This window comes from Paenibacillus sp. ALE2 (genome assembly GCF_054113385.1).
Genome location: NZ_CM134213.1, coordinates 886,212 through 910,360 on the forward strand (window position 1 = coordinate 886,212; position 24,149 = coordinate 910,360).

17 protein-coding genes are annotated in these 24,149 nt (G+C 46.6%); 5 read left to right on the plus strand and 12 right to left on the minus strand.

The features are described from left to right. Positions 1-6: 6 nt before the first annotated feature. Positions 7-852 (minus strand): zinc ribbon domain-containing protein, encoded by an 846-nt coding sequence (locus tag ACXHJ1_RS03650; RefSeq protein ID WP_025363923.1) that lies wholly within the window; start codon positions 850-852, stop codon positions 7-9. Between the two features lie 311 nt (positions 853-1,163). Between ACXHJ1_RS03650 and ACXHJ1_RS03655 the strand changes: the two genes are divergently transcribed. After that, on the plus strand, positions 1,164-3,596 hold the full coding sequence (locus tag ACXHJ1_RS03655; RefSeq protein ID WP_457905626.1) for a UvrD-helicase domain-containing protein: 2,433 nt from the start codon (positions 1,164-1,166) through the stop codon (positions 3,594-3,596). 211 nt (positions 3,597-3,807) lie between these two features. Beyond that, positions 3,808-4,569, plus strand: a complete 762-nt coding sequence (locus tag ACXHJ1_RS03660) for an SDR family oxidoreductase (protein WP_045245053.1) — start codon at positions 3,808-3,810, stop codon at positions 4,567-4,569. A gap of 93 nt (positions 4,570-4,662) precedes the next feature. On the opposite strand, the gene ACXHJ1_RS03665 is transcribed toward ACXHJ1_RS03660, so the two are convergent. After that, on the minus strand, positions 4,663-5,457 hold the full coding sequence (locus ACXHJ1_RS03665) for a GNAT family N-acetyltransferase (RefSeq protein WP_107734806.1): 795 nt from the start codon (positions 5,455-5,457) through the stop codon (positions 4,663-4,665). 444 nt (positions 5,458-5,901) lie between these two features. Between ACXHJ1_RS03665 and ACXHJ1_RS03670 the strand changes: the two genes are divergently transcribed. Then, the gene (locus ACXHJ1_RS03670) at positions 5,902-7,872 is read left to right on the plus strand and encodes a glycosyl hydrolase (protein WP_193191098.1); all 1,971 of its coding nucleotides are present in this window, start codon (positions 5,902-5,904) and stop codon (positions 7,870-7,872) included. 229 nt (positions 7,873-8,101) lie between these two features. On the opposite strand, the gene ACXHJ1_RS03675 is transcribed toward ACXHJ1_RS03670, so the two are convergent. The 6 genes from ACXHJ1_RS03675 to ACXHJ1_RS03700 form a co-directional block, all read right to left on the minus strand. Beyond that, a complete protein-coding gene (locus ACXHJ1_RS03675) occupies positions 8,102-9,781 on the minus strand; it encodes an ABC transporter substrate-binding protein (protein ID WP_016819522.1) in 1,680 nt (559 codons plus the stop codon). 42 nt (positions 9,782-9,823) lie between these two features. Then, on the minus strand, positions 9,824-10,762 hold the full coding sequence (locus ACXHJ1_RS03680) for a carbohydrate ABC transporter permease (RefSeq protein ID WP_016819521.1): 939 nt from the start codon (positions 10,760-10,762) through the stop codon (positions 9,824-9,826). A gap of 14 nt (positions 10,763-10,776) precedes the next feature. Next, entirely contained in the window at positions 10,777-11,733 is a 957-nt protein-coding gene (locus tag ACXHJ1_RS03685; RefSeq protein WP_016819520.1) for an ABC transporter permease, read from the minus strand. Positions 11,734-11,819: 86 nt separating this feature from the next. Then, positions 11,820-13,370, minus strand: coding sequence for a response regulator transcription factor (locus ACXHJ1_RS03690; RefSeq protein ID WP_142613586.1), 1,551 nt, complete (start codon positions 13,368-13,370; stop codon positions 11,820-11,822). After that, the gene (locus ACXHJ1_RS03695; protein ID WP_142613585.1) at positions 13,367-15,148 is read right to left on the minus strand and encodes a sensor histidine kinase; all 1,782 of its coding nucleotides are present in this window, start codon (positions 15,146-15,148) and stop codon (positions 13,367-13,369) included. Before ACXHJ1_RS03695 ends, ACXHJ1_RS03690 begins: the two co-directional genes overlap by 4 nt. Positions 15,149-15,278: 130 nt before the next feature. Continuing rightward, positions 15,279-17,462 (minus strand): alpha-galactosidase, encoded by a 2,184-nt coding sequence (locus tag ACXHJ1_RS03700; protein WP_142613584.1) that lies wholly within the window; start codon positions 17,460-17,462, stop codon positions 15,279-15,281. A gap of 239 nt (positions 17,463-17,701) precedes the next feature. Between ACXHJ1_RS03700 and ACXHJ1_RS03705 the strand changes: the two genes are divergently transcribed. Continuing rightward, positions 17,702-18,541: an AraC family transcriptional regulator gene (locus tag ACXHJ1_RS03705; protein ID WP_447249728.1), complete on the plus strand. Its 840-nt coding sequence runs from the start codon at positions 17,702-17,704 to the stop codon at positions 18,539-18,541. A gap of 67 nt (positions 18,542-18,608) precedes the next feature. Here ACXHJ1_RS03705 and ACXHJ1_RS03710 read toward each other — a convergent pair whose 3' ends face one another. The 3 genes from ACXHJ1_RS03710 to ACXHJ1_RS03720 are packed head-to-tail and all read right to left on the minus strand — an operon-like array spanning position 18,609 to position 20,757. Further along, entirely contained in the window at positions 18,609-19,490 is an 882-nt protein-coding gene (locus ACXHJ1_RS03710; RefSeq protein WP_016819515.1) for a MetQ/NlpA family ABC transporter substrate-binding protein, read from the minus strand. Between the two features lie 29 nt (positions 19,491-19,519). Then, on the minus strand, positions 19,520-20,290 hold the full coding sequence (locus ACXHJ1_RS03715; protein ID WP_107734798.1) for an SDR family NAD(P)-dependent oxidoreductase: 771 nt from the start codon (positions 20,288-20,290) through the stop codon (positions 19,520-19,522). Between the two features lie 5 nt (positions 20,291-20,295). After that, positions 20,296-20,757, minus strand: a complete 462-nt coding sequence (locus tag ACXHJ1_RS03720) for an S-ribosylhomocysteine lyase (protein WP_013369209.1) — start codon at positions 20,755-20,757, stop codon at positions 20,296-20,298. A gap of 277 nt (positions 20,758-21,034) precedes the next feature. On the opposite strand from ACXHJ1_RS03720, the gene ACXHJ1_RS03725 reads away from it, so the two are divergent. After that, a complete protein-coding gene (locus ACXHJ1_RS03725) occupies positions 21,035-21,835 on the plus strand; it encodes a GTP pyrophosphokinase (RefSeq protein ID WP_016819513.1) in 801 nt (266 codons plus the stop codon). A 155-nt stretch (positions 21,836-21,990) separates the two neighbouring features. Here the strand turns inward: ACXHJ1_RS03725 and thrS are convergent, their stop codons facing one another. After that, positions 21,991-23,904 (minus strand): threonine--tRNA ligase, encoded by a 1,914-nt coding sequence (gene thrS, locus ACXHJ1_RS03730; RefSeq protein ID WP_031462781.1) that lies wholly within the window; start codon positions 23,902-23,904, stop codon positions 21,991-21,993. Positions 23,905-24,149: the final 245 nt, after the last annotated feature.

A 24,149-nucleotide genomic window follows, 5' to 3' on the forward strand; every position in this document is an offset into this window, starting at 1 on the left:
GCTGCGTCAAATCTGTTCAGCTCCACAGCGCGGACACCATTTGGAGCCTTTGGGTAGTTCCGCTGTGCAGATTTGGCATTTTACATTTTCGCGTATTTGCGTAGACGGTGTTGCCGGCTTCTCGGACCCGGAATTGTTGGCCTTCCAATATCGAATGCGCTCATCCAGCTCCTCTTGACGCTCCCGCTCACGTTCCAGTTCTTCAAGACGCTGGTGTTCTTTCTCCAGTTCTTCCTGACGACGGCGCTCCCACTCTTCATCAAATGCCGCTTTTTCTTCCGGAGTAAAATCAGACACCGTGTAATTGCGGTCTAATTCCGTTGGATCATGCGTTTCATACCGCTCATCCTGTTCATGCCGATCGATGACTTCATCTACTGCATACTCCGTGTAAGCAGGCGCAGCATCCTTCACTGCCTCTGACTTGCGCAGATCAAACGAATAGGCGTCTGTCGGCACCTCTTCCCGCACGGCCGCTACTTGCTTGGAGGCAGCCTGCCCTTCATTCAGCTTGCGTCCGCATTTGGGGCAAAAGTTCGCATCCAGCGGCACAACTGCACCACAGGTACATAAATGGGCATTTTTCAATTCTGCAATTCTGCTGCGCAGTTCATCAATTTCATCCTGAAGCTCATCACAAGCAGTAGACAACTGTGTCATCTCGGTTTCAGCCACTGACATATCGGCCGCCCGGTAGCCTTCGTAAAAAATTTGACCCATTCGTAAAAAGTGTACATCCATTTCCTGCTGAATTGTTGTAATTTGCGAATTGATCTTACTAATCTCGACAGCATGCTGCGCCTTTTCTGTTGCGCGATTAGCGCCTTCCTTTATACGTTGAATCAGCTTCATCGTTATTTCCTCCCCATATCCAGCCGGATTTCACTGTACCGTCCGTATATCCCAAAGTTTTTTTCTGTTGGCAAGCCTCGAACTCCTGTATAATGGAATGCGGTCATATTGCCTGTTTGAAGGCTATAGGCATTGGCGTCAACCTATTAACGTTCTGACGCTCCAGCTCTAGATCCGCATGAATTCAGTATCATTTTAGTCCATCGCCTTGTTCTTATCATCATCTAAAGCTGACTAGAACTCTATCATACCAAAAACTACCCCCATTTGTGAAAATGGAAGATTTTAAGAACGAAAGGGGTTTCAGGATCATGAACCCAAATCCTGCATTTTACCCCCGACCCATCGGGGTTCCTTATTCAACGACGAGCCCTCAGGCACGTCGAGCTTCTATGGATACCAGTATAACGCTGGTACCCGACAGCGACCAAGACGCGGCCTATTTTCGTGCTATAGAGAATGCGGGCATTCATCTGAACCGCCCGCAGATTCAGGCTGTACGCCATGGTAAAGGCCCCCTTCTCACCCTGGCAGGGGCTGGCTGCGGCAAAACCACGGTGCTGGCAGCCCGTGCAGGCTACCTTATGGCGATGCGGGATGTCCCTGCATCGTCCATCCTGCTGGTGACCTTCACCAGCAAAGCAGCTGCCGAAATGAAGCTGCGCATCGCGGGATTACCCGGTGTGCGACCTGCCGCTGCACGCGCAGTACAGGCGCGTACCTTCCACTCATTCGCTTTGGCGATGCTGCGTCATCGCGGCGTGCAAGACGAAGTGTTCGGTGAAACGCAGGCCCAACATACCGTTATGAAAATGATGCTACGCCAGCTTGGACTGAGTGAGGCTTTCCAGCCGGAAAGCCTGCTGTCCGCACTCTCCGCCTGGAAAGCGGAAGGCCGTAGCGCAGACGAGTTGCCGGAAACCATGCGCGAGGAAGCGGATGCCAAGCGTGCCATGCTCGCCTATGAAGCGTGGAAACAGGAACGCAATAAGATGGATTTTGACGATATTCTGCTGCGTGCCTCTGTTCTCCTGCGTGACCCGGATGTGCTTCAGCCGCTTCAACGGCGTTTTTCCTATATCATGGTCGATGAATTCCAGGATACGAATGCCCTGCAATACGAAATGGTGCAGCGATTGGCTGCGAGGCATCGCAATCTGATGGTCGTCGGAGATGATGACCAGACGATCTATACCTTTAACGGAGCCCGCCAGGAATCCATTCTGGAATTTGACAAGGTCTATAAAGATGCAAAGGTCATCACCCTTGATATTAATTATCGTAGTGATGCGCGCATTTTGGGGCTGGGTTCCAACATCGTCGCTAAAAATGTTCATCGACGTTCCAAACGTCTTGCGGCTGCCGGGCGTGAGGGCTTGCCGCCACAGTTTGCCACCCCATCCGGGCCTGAGGAAGAGGCGGGACATATTGTTACTCATTTACTCGAACAGGTAGAGGAAGGTCGGCTTCGCTACCGGGATATCGCTATTTTGCACCGGACAGCCAGCGGAAGCCGATCTATTTTTGAGCAATTGATTATGCGGGATGTCCCATTTATTCAGTACGGAGCGGGAGCCGTATTTTACGATCAATCTCTGATTCGTCCCTTAATGGACCACTTGCGTCTGTCGCTGAATCCCCGGCGAATGGAATCTATTCCAAGCACCCTTGGACCGCTGTATGTCTCTCGTGAGGCCGGAATGGAATGGATTATGCGTGAAGAGAAGCAGCAGGCTAAAAAATACCCGCTAATCCACCTCAGCCGTTGGGATCGACTACGTGATTTTCAGCGTGAACAGGTGAAAGAACGCATTCGATTGATTCGCAGTCTCACTACCATGAAGCCTGCCTATGCCATTCAAGAAATGCGGCGCGTCTTTTATGACAAATATTTGGAAAGCGGAGATACAGGCGCATGGACACATTATAAGGAAACGATGCAAGAAAGTCTGGAGGAGCTCGAAACGGCAGCCAAGCGCTTTGACACGATAGAGGCATTCGTCAACTTTGCGGACGAGCTTTCCGAGCGCCACCGCCAGATGGAATCTCTGCGCAGAGAGGAAGACAGCGATGCTGTTCGGCTCATGACGATCCACCGAGCCAAGGGACTAGAGTTCCCTTGCGTATATTGGATCGGGGCCAGCGAAGGCATCCTGCCGCACAGCTCAGCTCTACACAGCGAGCTGCCAGAGGATCGTCGGGCAGGCGCCGCCCCCGCAACAGCCGTGGATAACGATGCTGCGCTGGAGGAAGAGCGTCGCCTCGCTTACGTAGCCGTTACCCGGGCGAAGGAGCTGCTGTATATCACCTCCCCTGCCTCCAATCACGGCAAGCCTGCCGCCGTGTCGCGTTTTCTGCTGGAAGCCTATGGGGTCACCCCTGAAGTCTCCAAGCCAGAAACGCGCCGCAGTAGCTTCGGCCAACCGAAGGGTACTTCGGGGTATGGCAGCCGGGCTGGCGGTGGTTCGCCAATGTCTGACACGACAACCCGTGTGAGCAGCAGGCCGGGAACAGCCCCAGTAACCCCTACAGCACGTACGGCTTCGGCGGCGGCTAAGTCGCAGACTGAGCCACGCGTCAATGTGCCTGTGTGGAAATGCACGGACGCCGCCTGCAAGGCATGGATGCGGCGCGACACAGTAGGTGGACGCCGCACAACGGGGGCCAGTGCAGGCACGCCGCCGGTGTGTCCGCTTTGCTCCTCCCCGATGACGGAGGGAACGCGCAACATCCCGGCCAGATAAATGTGAGGCGCACATAGCCGGATGGAACTGTTCTTTGCGAAAATAAGTTTTAGACAGACTAAATAAAATAAATAACGGTAGACTAGGATGTGAGAATAAAATCCTAGTCTGCCGTTTTTTTATATATAATTTTATCTAAGTTAAAGTTACAGTTTAGGCACAACGCATTCAGGAAACAAGAACGAAAACTAATAAAAGGGGAGAACATATAATGAAACTTTCAGGAAATACAATACTAATTACCGGTGGAAGTACTGGAATAGGATTAGCCTTTGCAGAACGATTTTTAAAAGCTGGAAATAAAGTCATTGTTTCTGGACGGCGTGAACATGTACTTCAAAAAGCGAAAGAGAAATTGCCTAGCCTTATTACTCATGTAAGTGATTTGAATATGGAATCCGAGCGTATAGCTTTATCGGATTGGGTAACAGCCAACTATCCAGAAGTAAATGTGTTAGTTAACAACGCCGGTATCCAACAACGCTTTAACGTTCTAAAAACGGATGTAAAAAGCAATTGGGATTATTTCAGTAAAGAAATCACCACTAACATTGAAGCACCCTTCCATCTATCCATGTTGTTCGCTCCCTATTTTGCAACAAAAGAAGAGGCGACTATCATTAACGTCACTTCTGGGTTAGCCTTTACGCCGTTTGTGATTGCTCCGATTTATTCAGCAACGAAAGCGGCACTTCATTCCTTTACAATCAGCCTAAGACACCAGCTTTCTGATACGTCTGTAGAGGTAATTGAAGTTGTCCCGCCAGCAGTAAATACAGATTTAGGTGGAGCGGGGTTGCATACGCATGGAGAGCCATTAGATGCCTTCGCAGATGGAATTTTCAAAGGATTAGAAGAGGGGAAAATAGAAATCGGATATGGTACTTCTGTGGCTCGCTTACGAATGTCACGAGATGAAGTCGACGAACACGTAGAAAATATGTACAAGGCAACGAAAAATTCAATTGAATAACACGCTTATGAGATTGATATAAAAAGAAAAACTCGCCACTATAAAGGCGAGTTTTTCTCCATATTGTATTCAAGCAAAGTCTGGCCTAGTTCGTCAATCAATAGATAGTTTAAAATCAACAATCGTTTGCTCAGCCGTAACCTCATATCCTAATCCTTTGTAAAGTTGTACAGCAGCCTGGTTCTCCTCCAGTACTCCCAGATAGACATCTGATGATAGTGTTCTGCCCAGTTTTGTAAGTTGGCTCGTCAAGTGCTTTGCTAGTCCTTTCCCCCTGTGAGCAGAGCTTGTATATATGTTCCCGAGCTCCACGAGCTTAGAACCATAAAAGTGGAAGCCGCCTGCGGCAATAAAATGGCCACATTCCTTGATCCCAAGGAAAGGATATTGTTCAAGTTCGCTGCTCGTAAAAAATTTCATGCCCCCATTTCGCAATAAATCCACTATATCTGAAATGTCATTTTCCTTAACTAGCTCAGCCACGTTTGAATCGAGCAGTTTCGATTGATCCCTATGCTTCATTGTTAAGAAACGTTGTGGGTTACCCGTTATGAGCCCATGAGACTGAAAAAGTTGTAGGTCACAATCACACAGGATTGTACCACAAACGGTATTTTTCTTAAGTTGAATGAGTTCCTCTGTAAAAGCAATAAGAGCTGAAAAGTTAAGTTGCTCTCGGTTGATGCAGTGGAAAGAAAACGCAGGGAAGGAGAGCCCACAAAAGTATGCTAGGACCCCTGTCAGCTTGTCATCTACATATTGACCAACAAATTTAGCCTGCTCCTTACGTTGAGTTAAATAGCTATAGAATAACAAGTGTTGATCCCTATGAATCTGGTCCGTTAATTGATAAATAGTTTCGTAGGTAAGCAGTCGATGAGAAATCATGTATTAGTCCCTTTCATTTCCATGTGGGTAATCTTCTTATTGGCATGATACCACAAATTGAAACTATCCTTCCCGCTTACCCCATATAGCCTTAATAATCTTGTGTTATACATCTCAAAGAATATATGAAGATTGCTTGCCACCGGAGTATAAAAATCCATAATTTAAGGATGATTTTCTCCGAAATTCATTGTATGGTTCCTGCCTCGCCTCTAATTTATGATGAAATTAAAGAGAGGTGAGGTGCCAAAAAATGAATACCAAATATTGAAAACGTATACAAATGAAGAAAAAATGCTTACAAGTGCAAGCTGGTCCTTAATCACCTGTCATCGATTACTTCAAAGCGTACTTCATATGTACACAATAATGAAAGCGTTTTCTGTAATGCATGTTGCAGGTCAATTGAGGCGGTATCATCTACTAATTCAAGGAGTGAGTCATATGCCAGATCCATGGAAAAAAAGGTTTTTCAGTATTCTCAGTTTTGTTCTCTTATCCTTTTTGTTGGTATCTCTTGATTTAATTCCAAGCTTAGCTAAAGCAGAATCAGCTCACTTGGTCACCGATGTTGAAGGGCGAACGTTGATGAATGCAAGTCAAGATTCATCCACTAATGACAATTCCTCTTCTATCGTCGTCAGCTCCAAAGATGCAATTCTTCAAGGTTACGGTGTAGAAAAACGGGATACCCCCTATACCGGCGATACGCTTTATAAAGGCGATGGCTATGTATCCTTCTTTTATGACTACGACCCAAATTCCGGCAAGTCCGACGGGACGGCCACGTTTAAAGTGAACGTGCCCACAGCAGGTCTTTATAGACTGAGCCTCGGCTACTACATTCCGGCGGGCACTGGCTCCAAGGATACCAGCATCGAGGTCAATGGCACAATGTCTGAGAACATAACGCTGGCTGCTCCTCCGAAAGGTGCGGCAGTGAACGAGAAAATATTAACCAAGATCATGCTGAATGCCGGCACAAACGAGCTTACTTTTGCAAGAGGCTGGGGATATTACGGGATCGAATACGTGAAGGTTGAATTCGCCAATCTGCCTGCTGCAATTAGCAAAATGGAAGCCGAAGACGGAGTCATTACTGGTGAGGTCAAGATCGAAGCTGCTGATACAGGCTATTCGGGTAGCGGTTACGCCGCCTTCAAAAGCACAGGTTCGTTAACCTTTGCCTATAATGCACCTTCAAGCGGGCTTTACAATCTTGCAATCGGTTACAGTAACCCCAATGGAGACAAAAAGACCCAATTGGTGGTCAACGGCCAGACCAGCGAAATATCACTGCCGACAACAGCAAGCTACACAGAGGTATCCGGCGGTAAACTGATGCTGAATTCGGGAAACAATATCTTACAGTTCAATGTCGACTCGGACCAATATCATATCGACTACGTCAAGCTATCAGCAGTGTCCCCCCCGAAACTGCATCAAATTGAGAAAAAGCCAGTAAACCCGAATGCGACTGCGGAAACCACGGCACTCATGGGTTATCTCGTGGATAGTTACGGCAGCCACATTCTTTCCGGTCAGCACACTTTGGAGGATGCACAGTGGATTAAAGACCAAACTGGAAAGTATCCTGCCATGTTATCAATGGACATGATGGATTATTCCCCCTCTCGCATCGAGCATGGCGCCACCTCAACTGAGGTGGAAAAGGCAATTCAATGGGCCCAAGAAGGTGGACTTGTCACATTCGCATGGCACTGGAATGCTCCTAAGGGACTGTATGATATTCCCGGTAAAGAATGGTGGCGCGGGTTTTACACGGACGCTACTACATTCGACGTTCAATATGCACTTAGTCATCCCGAGTCGGAAGAGTATCAGCTTATCCTAAGGGATATCGATGCCATTGCTGCTCAGTTGAAACGCCTCCAAGACGCTCACGTTCCGGTGCTGTGGAGACCGCTGCACGAGGCGGAGGGCAAATGGTTCTGGTGGGGCGCCCAAGGTCCAGACTCCGCCAAGCAGCTGTACCGTATCATGTACGACCGCCTAACACACTACCATCACCTGAACAACCTGATCTGGGTATGGAACTCCGAGAGTCCCGACTGGTATCCAGGGGATGATGTCGTCGATATTGTAAGTGTGGATATCTACAACCAGGCGGCTAATTATAGCCCAAGTATTGGCAAGTACGACAGTTTGGTAAATCTCGTGCAGGGTAAGAAGCTGGTTGGTCTGTCTGAAAACGGCCCGATTAGCGATCCCGAATTGCTTCAAACATATTCAGCGCATTGGCTCTTTTTCACTACGTGGACGGGCGACTTCATCCGCAATGGACAATATAACTCCCTGGATCATCTCATAAAAGTGTTCAACAGCGATTACGTGATCACGAGGGATGAGCTTCCTCAAGACCTGCTTACTTTATCCAAAAATAAAGCGGAGTAAGGCGCTTTTATGAGAATTACCGTATCCGTAACTATACCGTCCCGTCAGCGTCATGAAGTAACGAAGTAGTCTACTTTAAACAAACAGCGGCCACCTCTAAAATATCCGGGGTAGCCGCTGTTTGTTTGTGCCTTGAGCAAAAGTTGTCTATGGCAAACCATTATGAAAAAGGACCGTCTCCTTTCCGGCAGGAAAGTGGAAACGGCCCTGTTCTTTTATGTGAATCAAGTTAGTTAGTGGACCACAGTTTAATTCGGTCTTGGATATGCTTGGTAAAAGATTCTTCCATTTCTTGTACTCCGGCTTTCTCCAGTTCTGCCATATAGGCATCCCAAACCTTGTCGAAGTTTTCCGGCTTGGTCATGACAGCTTCCGGGATTCGTTTCCATGTAATATCCTTCATCTTGGCTCCGAGAATAACAGCCGGATCGTCATTGGGAAGAGACATCGTGTAAGCTGCTCCGTATGCTCTCGGTTGGAATTCATCTTCCTTCGGGAATAGATCCTTCCAGTGCTCAATCTTATAGCCCTTCAGAACTTCCTTCTCCGACTTGTTATAAGTCGCCGTCAGCAGTTCCGGATAACTACGAGTAAAATAGTTGCCAGTTGAGTCCTTGATGCCATCACCATAATGGACCATCAAGTTCCAATATAGACCGATTCCGGACTCTTTTTGGAAAGCCGCATTGTCATTGTTCATCCGTTCAAGTACAGCCGGAATAATCGTCCGTTTGCCGTCTTTAACCGTGTAATGCTTGCCTTCAATTCCCCAGTTATTCAGGACTTGACCCTCTTCCGATGCCAGAAAATCGAGGAATTTAATAGCGCGTACCGGGTCCTTGCACTTGCTTGAGATCGAAATTCCGTATCCCCCATCAAAACCAGGCAGCCAGAAGTTGGTATCCTTGTACTCCTTGCTCATGGTGACTGGGTAATGACCGTAAGTCTGGTCGAATTTGCCTTCCGCCTTCAGTGCATTTTGTCCATCGCCATAGTCCCATTCTGGATCGGCTAGACCCAGTACGCGGCCAGAAGCCACTTTTGCCTTAAACTGATCGGTCTTCTGCACGAAGCTTTCCGAATCAAGCAATCCAATGGCATTCATGTGATTTAACCAACGGAAATATTCCTTTTCTTCCGGTCGGCGGAAATGATAAGTCGCTTGGTGTGTTTTTTGATCAATGTAATACTCGCCGTCGTCTGGTCCCCCAGTAGTTTGGAAACCTGAGTTGGTTACCTGGTACATATGCCAATCGTCGGCATTTAGGGACAGTCCGATATTTTTGTTGCCATTTTCGTCCGTCGGATGCTTGGTTATATAGTCCTTAATGACTTTTTCGAAATCCTGTACTGTACGAATGTCCGGGAATCCCGCTTCCTTGACGACACGGTGTTGGAGTTTAAATCCTACGTCGGGTTTGATTTTTTCTTCTTCGACAGCGGACCAGGTCGGAATAACATAGATGGATTGGTCATCTAAACTGTACTTCGCCCGAACAAGCTTGTCTCCTAGCATTTTTTTGATGTTTGGTGCATGCTTGTCGATCAAATCCGTCAAATCAATGATTGCGCCAGCATCGACAAGTTTGCCGACATCCGCCTTAGCAGCGATTAAATCAGGATAGTTTCCTGTGGCTGCAATCAATGAAATCTTTTGGACCGGGTCGCCGACAGCGAATTCAGCATCTAGAGTTACTCCGGTTTTTTCCGCGATGACCTTGCCGACTTCATCCTTCATATTATTCCAATTCGTGCTGGAGTCTTCCGAAAAATAAGTAAGCGTGATGTCACCTGTAGTTACGGCCTTGGTAGCCTCAGACGGATTATTACCGCTGCACCCTGCTAGGGTAGCCACTAAAGTCAGTGACATTACGAAAGATACGATCATTCTGTTTTTTCTTGACTTCATGGAGCGAAACCTCCCTGTATAATGAATGTTTGCTGCTTCGTTTTAGCTTTTTACTGCTCCAAGCGTCATACCTTTAACAAAATATTTTTGTAAAAAAGGATAGACGATAAGAATCGGCACGGTAACAATGATGGTAATTGCCATTTTAACCGATTCCGGGGATACCTGTGCCATACGCTCCGCCATATTGGCAGCGTCCTGGGAATTGGTTGCGCTTGTTGTCGTACTTTGCAAAATTTTCATCAATTCATATTGCAGGGTCGTCAACGATTCATTGGACCCATTAAACAGATAAGTATCGAACCAAGAGTTCCATTGCCCAACGGCCAAGAAGAGCGCTACGGTCGCTAATGCCGGTTTGCAAAGAGGAAGTATAACGCGCCAGTAGATTGTGAAATCGTTGGCACCATCCAGCTTGGCTGATTCCTGTAACGCATAAGGCAGGCCGTCAATGAAGGAACGAATAATGAAGACGTTAAACGCACTTACAAGACCTGGTAAAATATAGACGGCAAATGTATCAATTAGATGCAGTTCCTTCATCAGGATAAAACCTGGAATTAACCCCCCGGAAACATACATAGTGACAGCAAGAAAGATGGAGATGAACCTTCTAGCTTGAAAATCACTTCGGGCAAGTGTATAGGCAAGCATCGAGCCGCTGACCAAACCCGCTACGGTGCCAATGATGGTCCGCAGAAAGGAGATCTTGAATCCAGTGATTAACCCCTCATAGGTGAAAATCAAATCGTAATTCTTCAACGTAAATTGCCTTGGCCAGATGGTGATTCCCCCTCTAATGGTGTCTACCGAATCGTTAAAAGAGATAGCCAGCACATTTAAGAACGGGTAGATCGTCAGAACGGTGACCACAATCATGAAAAGATAAACAACTACCCCCAGGATTCGGTCTTGTGGTGATTTCGCCTGAAGCTTGTTGTTTAATCCGCCGACCGGCGTAGTGCTTTTGACAGCCTCCATGTCCATTCTCCTCCTTACATAATGCTCTCGTTGGTATAGCGCTTAAAGATTCCGTTAGCCGCAAACAATAGGACTAGGCTGATCACCGAATTGAAAATATTAATGGCCGTTCCGAAAGAGTAACGTCCCATCGCCAGACCATAATTAAGCGCATACAAATCAAGTACTTCAGAGTAATCGATGACCAGGTGATTGCCCAGCAGAAATTGTTTCTCGAATCCCGTACCGAGCAGATGGCCAATAGACATAATCAGGAGAATGATAATGGTCGGCCGGATTCCCGGCAGCGTAATGTGCCACATTTGCTGGAATCGGCTAGCGCCGTCCACCCGCGCAGCCTCGTATAATTCAGGACCAATACCGGCGATGGCAGCCAGATAAATAATGGCGTTCCAACCTGTTTCCTTCCAGATGTCTCCGAAAGTTACAACCCACCAAAATAATTTACCTTGGGCCATAAACTGGACTGGCTGGTCGATGATGCCTAGACCCATGAGCATATCGTTTACGACACCGCCATCCGCTGAAAGCATTTTGGTGACGATGCCTGCAGCAACCACCCATGAAACAAAGTGTGGCAGATAAGATACGGTCTGAACAAAACGTTTTATCACTTGTATGCGGACCTCGTTGAGCAATAGAGCAAAGACAACCGGTACAATAAAACCAGCGACCAGTCCCATAAGACTCATAGCCAACGTGTTCCGCAGTACTTGGTAGAAATGATCATCTTGGAACAAAGTACGAAAATGCTCCAAGCCCACCCACTTCTGTTCAAAAAAACTCAAACCGGGTCTGTATTTCTGAAATGCCATTGTCCAGCCCCATAGCGGCAAATACTGAAAGACGAAGACCCAAATAACAAACGGAATAGACATGTAGTAAAGATACCTTTGGCTTTTAAATACCTTCCAAGCATTCCTCTTCGGTTTTTTGTATACGTTTTCCGAATTTGCTGTTACCGCTTTCATTTTCTCATCCCCTCTCTTAAAATCCATCATAAAACAGAGGAGAGTCCGAGCCCAGATAACGGATTTCGGGAAAAATCATCCACAAATTATGGATTTCTATATTCCGACGGTGAACAGCCTTCGTACCTTTTGAATTTGCTATAAAAGTAGTTGACGCTTGTGTAGCCAACGCTTTCAGCGACTTCGTAAACTTTCATTCCCTGATCCAGCAACTCCTTTGCCTTGTGGATACGGACTCTGTCCAGATAGGTGTTAAAGTACTCCCCTGTCTTGTTCTTAAAGAGCTGGCCCAAATAGGCGGTACTATAGTTTAGTAGTCCGGCTAACGCTTCCAGCCTCAGGTTGTCTGCATAATGCTTGTGAATAAAGTCGATCATTTTTTTGAATTCCTGCTCCTTTCCACGAGGTTCGGAGTCTTTCGCCAAAGCTAGCAGGAAACGGTAGGTCTCTTCCAAAAGGTCATCTAGGTGATCATGCTGGTATATCCCATTCAAAAAACGGGAAACTTCCTCCGTCTCTTTCAACTCGATACAGAACCCCGCGGTCAGCTTGTGAATGATCGCATTGGATAGAAAGAAGAACGACTCTTTGATCGACTTTTCATCTTGCCCCTGTTGGAGAAAAAATGCTGCCACCTCGTTCAACAATGGTAGTATGACATTCTGGTTTCCTACTTCCAGACTGTAATACAGGCGGAAGATGAATTCCTCCATCGTTTCTTCAGCTTTATCGACAGACAATCCGGGGGAAGCCAGCGAAGGAGAAAAGAAAGGATACGGATCTAGCAGTCGGTTCTTCTCGCTGAAAAAGGATCGTTTTACCGCTTCCTGGGCCTTTAAAAAAGATTTGCAAATATCTTCGGGAGCAGTTACTCCCCCTCCGGTTGCAGCGGCGAACCGGACCTTATCCGCAGCGTTACGAATCTCGTTGTACAGAGTTTCGCGTCGTTGTCTTCCACGCAGCGGCTCGTTGAGCAAAAGGACCGTATACGGCGGGATTACTGTGACAAGCCCCATCATCTGCCCCTCGATCGTTGCCTTCAATCCATTCGAAAGCTGGTATGCGACATCGGAACGGTCTACTTCAGAAACACGCGGGTAGACGATCACGACTTCGTAGTGGGGCCACAATAAGTCCGCTTCTATTGCCTTACTTCTCAACTTGGTGGGATCTTCCGTCTTCTCTTGAGAGACGAGCAGGCTGTGCAGGTATAAATCCCGATTTATAACCTCCTTCTTACGCCACTCCCGTTGAAGGCGCTCCTCTTCGATCCGCTCGCGTATCTGTTTTAAACTGGCCGACATTTCACCAATGTCCACCGGTTTAAGGAGATAGCCGCACACCCCGTATTTGATCGCTTGCTTGGCATACTCGAAGTCGGCATATCCACTGAGGATCATAAAATGTAAATGATGACCGTCAGATCTCAAGTGCTCAATCAACTGTAAGCCATCCATAACCGGCATGCGGATATCGACGATTACGACATCGGGGGACTTTTCCTGGATGACTTCCAATGCTTCTTTTCCATTGGCTGCCGTAGCTGTAACGGTAAACCCAAGACTCTCCCATGGAATCAGCGTTTGAAGGCCTTGACGAAGCTTCGGCTCATCGTCAACGATAACTACCTTAATCATTTGGATTCACCCCCAGGTATGAAAAACTGAATACAAGTGCCTTTCCCCGGCTCGCTCTCAATGCTTAAGGCACTAGAGGTCCCATACAATAAGACAAGACGATCGTTTACATTTCGCAATCCAATTCGCTGGACCTCCTGCTCATGTACGGATGCAGCAAGCTCTTCTCGTACAAGGGCGAGACGATCACCTGTGAAACCGGCGCCGTTGTCACATACCATAACTCGGACCCCCTCCGGAATTTCCTTTACTTTCACTTCAATGACAGCTCCTTCTGCTTGATTATCCAGACCATGTACAATAGAATTTTCCACCAATGGTTGGATAATCAGAGGTGGAACCAACATTTCCTCCAAATCCGGATCAACCGTTAAGCGATACTCCAAACGCTCTTCATACCGGAACTTTTGAAGATCAAGATAACAGCACACCCGCTCAAGCTCTTTACGCAGCGGAATCTTGTCGTTACCGGCCTCCAGACTGCTGCGTAACAACGCGCTCAACTGCCATACTGCTTTGGCGATATCGTCCTGTTTGCGAATGTGGGCTTCCATTCTGATGGACTCCAAAGAATTGAAGAGAAAATGCGGATTAATCTGGCTTGCCAGCATTTTGAACTTGATCTCGTTTTGTCTTTGCTCCACCAGACTTTTCTGACGATTCGTTTCTTGAACCTCCTGGACCAGATGGTTTACGTTACTGACGAGCGCGTTAAATTCCTTCGATAGTAGACCAACTTCATCTTTTCCGTCGATATGGAGATAGGTTTCCCATGAGCCCGCCCCTACCTGGGTCATATGCTTGCTCAAGCGAAGAAGCCTTCTGGATAGTAGCGAAGCAGAAGCATAGATAAGTAAGGCTGCAAATATCAGGCTGGCCGTGATCACGACTCCGCCGAGCCATATCACTTGATTGGCATCTCGGGTAATCTCGGAAACGGAAAAAACGGAAATAATGCGAAGTCCATTCCAGCTGTTCTGTGGAGTTAGATTTGCGATCACCACTTTTGACGCTTTTCCATTAATGAGTGTGTTGTAACTTCCTTCCTGTTGGTAAAGTATATTCTCGTCGACATGAATTTCAGATAGATTCTTCCCGAACAACTCTGCTTCATTGGACGCGACGATCTGATTCCGGTTATCCACGATCAAGGTAGGGAACGATTCCTGATTCAGGATTGAATTTAATTGGCGCTTACTAACATTGATGACCAATACTCCTTTTTGCCCTAGTGAATTCACTGCGAATGAACGAATCAGGCTGAGATAATCGGCATCGTCCCTCTCATCCTTGATTAAGTTCCAGCCAGCCAATCCTTTCTGCTCTATAGCCTCCTTGTACCAATCTGCGGTTGTGATTCTTTCGTCCGGCTGAATAAATTCCCAGTTGTTCAATGCTCCAGGATTAGAAACATAGACTCGGATGCCGGATATCTCTTTGTACAATTGGAGGTAGTCACGAATACCTGTATACTCCCGGTAAGCCTGAATGACTTCAATGTAGCTGTCATACTTCTGGCTAGCCACCATTTTCATCCGGTTATCATTGGTTAGCCGATACGAGATGTCCAGTGGTACTTTAATCAGTTCTTCTGTACGATTTTGGACCCGATCGACATTGTTGGATACTTGCATAAAAGCGTCCTTAATGACGGCCTCTCGGAGTTTTCCCGTCAGAAACAGGCCACATAACAGCAAGGGAAGAACAGCTACCGAAATGAATGTAAGCGTCATCTTCTTCCTTAGTTTCATATCATTCATCATTCGTATAAAAAACATGGCTTGCCCTCCCCGATCAGTACGGCTGCTGCGCGCAAAATGCCCCTTTTCATATAAAAAGGGGCATGCATAACTCAATCAATTGTTTTCTATCTTTCGCCAATGTACTGTTGTACTGATCCTTTAAGCCCTAAGCCTTGCTGGACTTTATGGCCCGAAGCCTGAACCATCCACTTTCATAGTCTTTCTGTCTGTAGACAAGAGGGAGGCCCAACTTCATAAGCCTATCCCCCCCATGGATAGACTTTTCCCCGCTATTTCCAGACTGAACTTCATATTCGAGTTCTGGATTCAGTCCGTCAAGGCGCAGGGCTCGCCAAGGTGCATTCGGAACAGCCATCACTTGGAAATAGTAGACGATGGCATCCTCTTGGTCTTCGGAAACAAACATCCAAGCCGACTCGTTATGTTCAAACGGACTCTTTAAGCGATACAAGTCACCCTTCTGTACTAAGCCACGAATCTGCTTGTATGCTGTGACTTGACGTTTAACCGTCTCTTTTTCCTCATCAGTAAATTTCGTGAGATCAAGCTCATATCCAAAATTTCCAGACATGGCGACATCACCTCGGAAATCAAGGGGCGTTATGCGTCCAACTTGATGGTTCGGAACGGCCGACACATGGGCTCCGATGGCGCTTACGGGATAGACAAGGCTAGTTCCATATTGAATCTTCAGGCGTTCCACCGCATCGGTATTATCACTAGTCCAGACTTGAGGCATGTAGTAAAGCATGCCTGGATCAAAACGTCCTCCACCACTTGAGCAACTCTCAAAAAGAATATGCGGAAATTCGGTGGTGACGCGCTCTAACAGCTCATACAATCCAAGAACATAGCGATGGGCAGTCTCGGATTGGCGTTCCGGCGGCAGATCAGCGGAACCAATTTCCGTCAGGCACCGATTCATATCCCACTTCACGTAAGAGACTGGAGCACTGGAGAAAATGGCAGCCAGCGAATCGTAGATGTAATCGCGCACTTCCTTGCGAGTATAGTCCAGTACCAACTGCCATCTGGCTTCGCTACGCCGCCGTCCTGGAACGTGAAGACACCAGTCTGGATGCTTGCGGTACAATTCGCTGTCTGGAGAGATCATTTCCGGCTCGAACCAGAGCCCGAATTTAAGCCCCAATTGATTGATGCGTTTCGCGACATCGGCCAGTCCGTCTGGCAGCTTCCGGCGATCTTCGTACCAATCACCGAGAGACGAATTGTCAGAATCCCGTTTGCCGAACCAACCATCATCCAGGACAAAGAGTTCGATGCCTAGCTCAGCCCCCTCTTTCGCTATCGATACCAACTTATCCGCATTGAAGTCAAAATAGGTAGCTTCCCAGTTATTGACCAGAATAGGGCGTTCTTCATCCCGATATTTACCTCGGCAAAGCCGAGTCCGATACAAGCGATGATATGTACGCGACATTTCTCCCAGCCCTTGACCGGAGTATACCATAACGGCTTCTGGCGTTTGGAAGCTCTCCCCTGGATTCAGTAACCATGAAAAGTCAAACGAGTTTACGCCAATGCTAAACCGTGTAGAGCCAAATGAATCTAATTCTGCTCCCGCCTCAAAGCCTCCGCTGTACACAAGACTAAAGCCGAATGCCTCACCCTGGCTTTCCGTGGTCTCCTGCGTGACTAATGCAGTAAAAGGATTGAGCTGATGGCTGCTCATGCCTCTTTTACTATCAATTCGGGTTTCACCTTGCAAAATCGGTTTGCGGGTAATATTCCCTTCCCGTGCCCATGCTCCCGAAAGATACATGAACTCTAAATCGCTTTTCCCCGCGAAATCGACACTGGCGCTTAGTGCACGGAGGAGCCGAAGATTTTGTCCCCCCGCATTACTCAAACGAGCCGAACGAGCGATTACATTTCGATCCGCGAAGACGGTGTAAAGAAGAACAACTTTAAGACCTGAAAAGGCATCTTTTAATTCCAGTTCCAACGTATCCGCTTCGGCTTCATTCTCGGTATAAACGGCCGGAAGCCCGGGTAAAGATGGCTTTCCCTTAATGATCCGGTAACCATCGTACTTTAACTCCGTGATGCGTGTTCCATCCTCAAGCTCTACTTGATACGCCGGTGTACGGAAGTCTCCACTCCCATACTGCGGGTATTCTTGCGGCAGCCGATCTAATCCAGCCGTCGCGGGAGTGTGAAGCAATAGATCAGCCATGGGCTCACGGTGCTTCAACCTGTCTCCCCAGTATACATGCACAGGAAATCCATCGACAATCTGAATAATATAACTCATGCCCGACGACTGCAAATGAAACAGCCCCGGTTGCTCTTGAACAATGATACCCATTGGGAAAATAACCCCTCTCTTAGATAATAATCATCGGAGATCCACACCTAAAATGGCACTTAGAACAACCCTTTTGTAACAGCCATCAACTAAGTCCATATGGTGTAAAGCTTGATAAGATTCAATGATATAGCAATAGGTTCTATAGAAATCATATATTAATTTTAGATATGAAGTACATGGCATGGTACTCACTGTTTATGTTATAATGCTTGATAATTTACATAAGGAGATATACCGTGATTGAGTATTTGCCACGTAGTAAACAGCACTCTGAATTGTATCTAACTCAGTTTGGCATAGAGGAATGCATACCCGGTCACTTTTTTGGACCTGCTATAAGAGATCACTATCTGCTCCATTATATTTTGGACGGGGAGGGTACCTTCGAGGTCGGTGGGTTCAGTTATCGCTTACGGAAAGGACAATGGTTCCTAATCTGCCCGCAAGTCATCACTTATTATCAAGCCGATGTAGTGAATCCTTGGTCTTATTGCTGGTTTGGTTTTAACGGGGCACTGGCAGAAACACTCCTCAAGCAGGCAGGCCTGACGATGATGTCCCCAATCCTCTACTTTGAAGGAGAGCATTTGATTTATCAGTATTTGCAGCAAATGAACGAATCAAGTGGGTATCATAAAGCTCGGGAAACCAGATTGGCCGGGCTGCTTTACTCAATGTTATCGGAGCTAATTGAGTTCAGTCCGGCAACGTTCTCTGGACAAAAGGAAGGTCGGGCGGAAATTTACGTTGAAAAAGTGAAGGATTTTATCGAAATGAATTATGCTCAGAAAATTACCATCGAGCATATTGCAAATTTTATCGGACTCAATCGGAGTTATTTATGTTCGTTATTTAAACAACGAGTAAACACAAGCATTCAGGACTATCTGATTCGCTACAGGATCAACAAAGCTTGTGAAATGATGGGTAACGCTGAACTTTCGATAGGCGATATTTCCCGTTCAGTCGGCTATAATGACCCTTTACTCTTCTCAAAAATTTTTAAAAAGGTAAAGGGATTCTCTCCCAAACATTATCGAGCCGAAACCCATGCTCAAATGCAAAACGACTACTGAAATTACCAGTAGAAGCCTCTAACGAATAAAAGAGGTCAACCAGAAAACTGGCTGACCTCTTTTATGTTTATTTTGCAGTTTGTCCTTCCAAATAAGAAACAGGTTCTTTAACCTCTACTTTGGTACCGCCAAATTCATCCTTAATGTACTTTTGAGTATCCTCGTTATGATAGAGATCCGCTAATTTTTGTAGTCCCTTATCGTTTGCCTTATCTGATGAAGTTACCAGAACGTTAATATTGTTCTTTGTTGCCTGACTGATCTCTTCGTGGAACAAGGAATCCTTCAGTACATTCAGACCGCCTTCTAAAGCAATCGTGTTCCCGATCAACACCAAGCCTACATCTTGAATCACGCGTGGACCAGTTTTGTCGTCGATGAGTTCAAATTTCAAGTTTTTAGGGTTACTCGTAATATCATTGACTGTACCTAAAGCATCATTAAAGTCAGCTTTAAGTTTAATCAAACCGGATGCTTCCAACAGCTTCAAACCTCTTGCTGTATTCGCCGGATTGTCCGCCAGAGCCACCAACGCTCCGTCGGTCACTTCATCAATACTTTTGAACTTTTGCGAATAAATCCCCATCGGCTCCAGATAAGTAGTGGCTATCGCCTTCAAATCGGCTTTGCTCTCTTTGTTATAGCTCACTAGATACGCCCACGATTGGAATGCATTTACGTCCACATCGCCTTGTTTAGTCGCATTGTTCGTTTCGATTCCACCGTTAATTTCCTTTACTTCAATATCCAGCTTGGCATCCTTGGCGGCCTGGGATTGAGCAATATGCTTCCAAATCTGCGCGTCAGACCCCATGGAGCCAATGACTACCTTTTGCGTTTCCGCACCGGAAGCGGAGCTGGAGCCATTACTGTCTGTACTTTTATTACCGCACCCTGCGGCTACGAGTAATAAACTAATCCCTAATAGTAAAACGAACGATTTCTTCATGTTGTTTTCCCCCAGATCATGCTAGTATGCTAGTGCATCGTCATTCCACCTGTAACATTAATCGCTTGTCCTGTCATATATGCGGAGAGCGGACTTGCCAAAAACAGCACCACATTGGCGACATCCTCTACCTCGGCGGTTCTCCCCAATGGTACCTGCGAACAATCTTCTTCATATATCTCCTGGGCGGTCATTCCGCGAATGACGCCCCCTTCAATCCGCTCACGATGCTTCATCGGCGTTTCTACGATACCTGGACAAACCGCATTCACCAAAATTTGATGCGGAGCAAGCTCAATGGCCATCACCTTGGTCAAGCCGAGAACCGCATGTTTGGATGCACAATATCCGCCCATAGCCCGATATCCATTTTTTCCAGCCTGTGAAGCAATTTGGATAATTCGCCCCGGTTTACGCGCATCCACCATTTCCTTGGCAAACCGTTTGGACGCTACATACAGCCCGGTTGAATTGATCGAAAATACTTTCTCCCAATCAGCCAACTCACTATCAATGACATAATCCATCGTAGAAGTACCTGCGCAGTTCACCAATATGTCAGGAACTCCTGATTTGCTAATGAGCAGATCGCACCATCTTTCGATATCATCCGGCTTAGATATGTCCAATTGAGTTTCAACCAACTGTGAATTGATCACTCTATACGGCTCTTCATAAGAAATATCAGCAGAAATCACCTTAGCTCCACTTTGAATGAAAAGCTCTACAATCCCCTTGCCTATACCCGACTTACCGCCTGTCACTACTGCTGTCTGATGAGATAGGTCTATTGAAATCATAGATTTTAAAATACTCTTTTGAAAGGATCGCGGCTAATGCCAGCCTCCAACACAATCTTCACATATTCCTGCGCGGAGAAAAGAGAATGGTCCTTATAGTTCCCGCATTCCAAAGCAGTAACAGCCGGGACTTCTGTCGTTTCCAGAATTCTCTTCAACGTTTTTTCCAAAGCAAGTGCAATTTCCTCAGGCTCGTGTTCATTCCATAAAATCAAGTAGAATCCCGTTCTGCAGCCCATAGGTGAAATATCAATAATTCCCTTGATTTCGTCTCTCAGATACGTCGCCAATAAATGCTCCAGCGTATGTACAGCAGCTGTTGGCAGTGCGTCTTCATTCGGTTGCAGAAATCTCAAGTCATACTTTTGTACCGTGCTTCCTTTTTCATCATGCTCTACTCCCGCTGCTCTTACATAAGGAGCCTTTACAATCGTGTGGTCTAATTGAAAGCTTTCTACTTTTGCCATTTTGCTCATCCTCATTTTCTGTAATTTATATTTTTGATCTAATAACGACTACTCAACATTTGTGCTATTTTCGAAAAAATTTAATGCTTTAAATCAGCATTTTTGCAATTATACATCGGATTACTCGGTTTTACCACTATAATTATTATTTTATTTCTTATTTCTTTGTCCGTCTCTCCTTTGCCTGTACGTTTTGACATAGTGTACAATATATACGGTAATCCATTTTTACGAAATAGATCGAGGACATCGTAAGCCTCATTTAGGAGAATGCTCTGTGAATGAACCGGATTGGAAGCACTTGAATGCTGTCCCTTTGCCCTTGCAGGAATTTCAGCTACAGCTGGACCAGAACAGTGTTGACGCCAAGCAACTAGAGGAATGGAGAAAGATTCCCGTCCTTTATCAACTCGCTCTGGAGGAGTTAAAGAATAAAATTAAGCTGATCCAGACGGAATGGAAACTGATAGATGGTTTTAGCCCGATTGAGCACATTAAAACCCGGATCAAAGAACCCCACAGCATTGTGGAAAAGGTTCGGCGCAAAGGGCATGAGGTCACCCTGGACAATATATTGCGTGAAATTCATGATATCGCAGGCATGCGCGTGGTATGTGCTTTTGTCAAAGATATCTATCGTCTGATGGATCACCTCCGCACACGGGAAGACATTCGGATTCTAGAGGTCAAGGACTATATTGCCCATCCTAAGCCCAACGGCTATCAGAGCCTACATGTCATTGTGGAGATTCCATTGATTCTGTTTGAGGGCACACGCTGGATTAAGGTCGAAATTCAATTACGTACATTGGCTATGGATTTTTGGGCCAGTATGGAGCATATTTTGTACTATAAGTTTGATAAGAAAGTGCCCGAACACGTGGTTAACGGGTTGACCGAAGCTGCACGTGCAACCTACGAACTGGATCAGAAAATGCTCAAATTGCGTGGCGAAATTTTATCGCTTAGCGAGGAACAGGATGTGGAAGAGGCCTCGGTCAAACGAGCCGAGGAGTCAGCTTTGAAGGCACTTTCCCTCCCCGCAGATCACGCCACTTCTCGGTCGCAGACGTGCTAGGCATACAGGCACAGGATAACTAAAGCATTCAATCGAGGCTGTTCCCTCTCTCGTGCTGGAGCTTAGGAACTTATGTATGATGTATAAATAAAGAGCCGTCAAAACCACTATGATCATGGTTTTGACGGCTCTTTTATATATTTTTTAATCCAATATTACTGCTTCTCGTGAATCTCTGTGCTGATTTTCTCTACGATGTCCGCAATGCTGAATGATCCCAGATCGCCTTCGCCCCGTTTACGCACAGCTACAGTACCGGTTGTTTTTTCATTTTCCCCGATAACGAACATGTATGGAACCTTCTCCAATTGCGCTTCACGGATTTTATAACCAAGCTTCTCATTCCGAGTATCCACTTCGACGCGCAGACCCGCTTTCAGCAACGCTTCCTGCACCTCATTGGCAGTCTCGATATAGTTCTCGGATACAGGCAACAGCTTCGCATGAACAGGAGCCAACCACAATGGGAATGCACCTGTAAAATGCTCAGTCAGAATGCCCATGAAGCGGTCAATCGAACCGTAGATGGCACGGTGAATAACGACTGGACGGTGCTTCTGGTTGTCCTCGCCCACATAAGTGAGGTCGAACTTCTCAGGCATTTGGAAGTCCAATTGGATTGTTCCGCACTGCCAGCTGCGTTTGAGCGCATCGAGAATGTGGAAGTCAATTTTTGGACCATAAAATGCTCCATCTCCCGCATTAATACGGTAGTTCATGCCCAGATGATCCAGCACGTTTTGCAAGGCTTGTTCCGCTTGATCCCACAGCGCTGGCTCACCCATAAAGTCATCTGGACGTGTGGACAATTCCACTGTGAATTCAAAGCCAAACACACTGTACATTTCGTTAATCAGCTTGATTACGTCTGTAATCTCTTTTTCAATCTGTTCTGGTGTCACGAAAATATGCGCATCATCCTGACAGAATGTACGAACACGCATCATACCGTTCAACGCACCGGACAGCTCATGACGATGCACTTGTCCAAATTCGGATATACGAATCGGCAGATCGCGATAAGAATGAAGTTCATTTTTAAACACAAGCATATGCCCCGGGCAGTTCATCGGTTTCAGAGCAAATGTAGTTTCGTCTACTTCGGAGAAGTACATGTTTTCTTTGTAATGGTCATAGTGTCCTGATTGTTCCCACAGACGGTTGTTCATCATCAGCGGTGTACGTACTTCCTCATAGCCATGCAAACGTTGAATGTCACGGGAGTAATCTTCCAGCGCAGTACGGACAACCATACCTTTAGGCAGGTAGAACGGCATGCCCGGTGCTTCTTCGGAGAACATGAACAGTTCCAGTTCTTTACCCAGCTTGCGATGGTCGCGTTTTTTCGCTTCCTCCAGCAAGTGCAGATGCTCATCCAGTTGCGCTTTCTTCGGGAATGCTGTTCCGTAGATCCGTTGCAGCATCTTGTTGTTGGAATCGCCTCTCCAGTATGCACCCGCTACACTTAACAGTTTGAAAGCCTTGATGCGGCCAGTTGATGGCAGATGTGGACCACGACACAGGTCAAAAAATTCGCCTTGATCATAAATCGTAATTTCCGCTTCTTCCGGCAAATCACGGATCAGTTCCAGCTTCAATGGATCTTCCAGTTCACCAAAAATGCGAGTGGCTTCCTCACGGCTGACCACACGACGTGTAATCGGCAGATTTTCCTGCGCGATCTTCGTCATTTCCTTTTCGATCTTCGCCAGATCGTCAACGGACAATGGGTTTTCGATATCAATGTCATAGTAGAAGCCGCTGTCGATGACCGGACCAATACCCAGCTTAACGTTTTTCTCACCGTAAATGCGTTTGAGCGCCTGTGCCAGCAAATGCGCTGTACTGTGACGATAAATTTCCAGGCCGTCCGCACTGTCCAGCGTAATAATTTCAAGGTCAACGTTCTGATCCAAAACGGTGTTCAGATCTACAGCCTTCCCGTTCACTTTACCTGCTACTGCATTCTTTTTCAGACCGGAGCTGATCGAACCCGCCACGTCGGCGATGGATACACCCTGCTCGTACTCGCGTACGGCTCCATCCGGCAATTTCACTTGAATACTCACGATTAAAGCCTCCATTTCAAATTGTGTGCTATATCAAAATTGAACGCAAAAAAACGCCTCTCTCCCTCAAGGGACGAGTGCGTTCAGCTCGTGGTTCCACCCTAGTTCGGCTCGCTACTGTACGTACATTCATGTTCATCGGAACATGCTCATGCACGACCTGCGTGGCCCTCCATTGGTATCCGTTAACGGGGATAAATCGGTGGGCGCTTACTGATGTTACTGCCAGCTTAAACAGTTACACG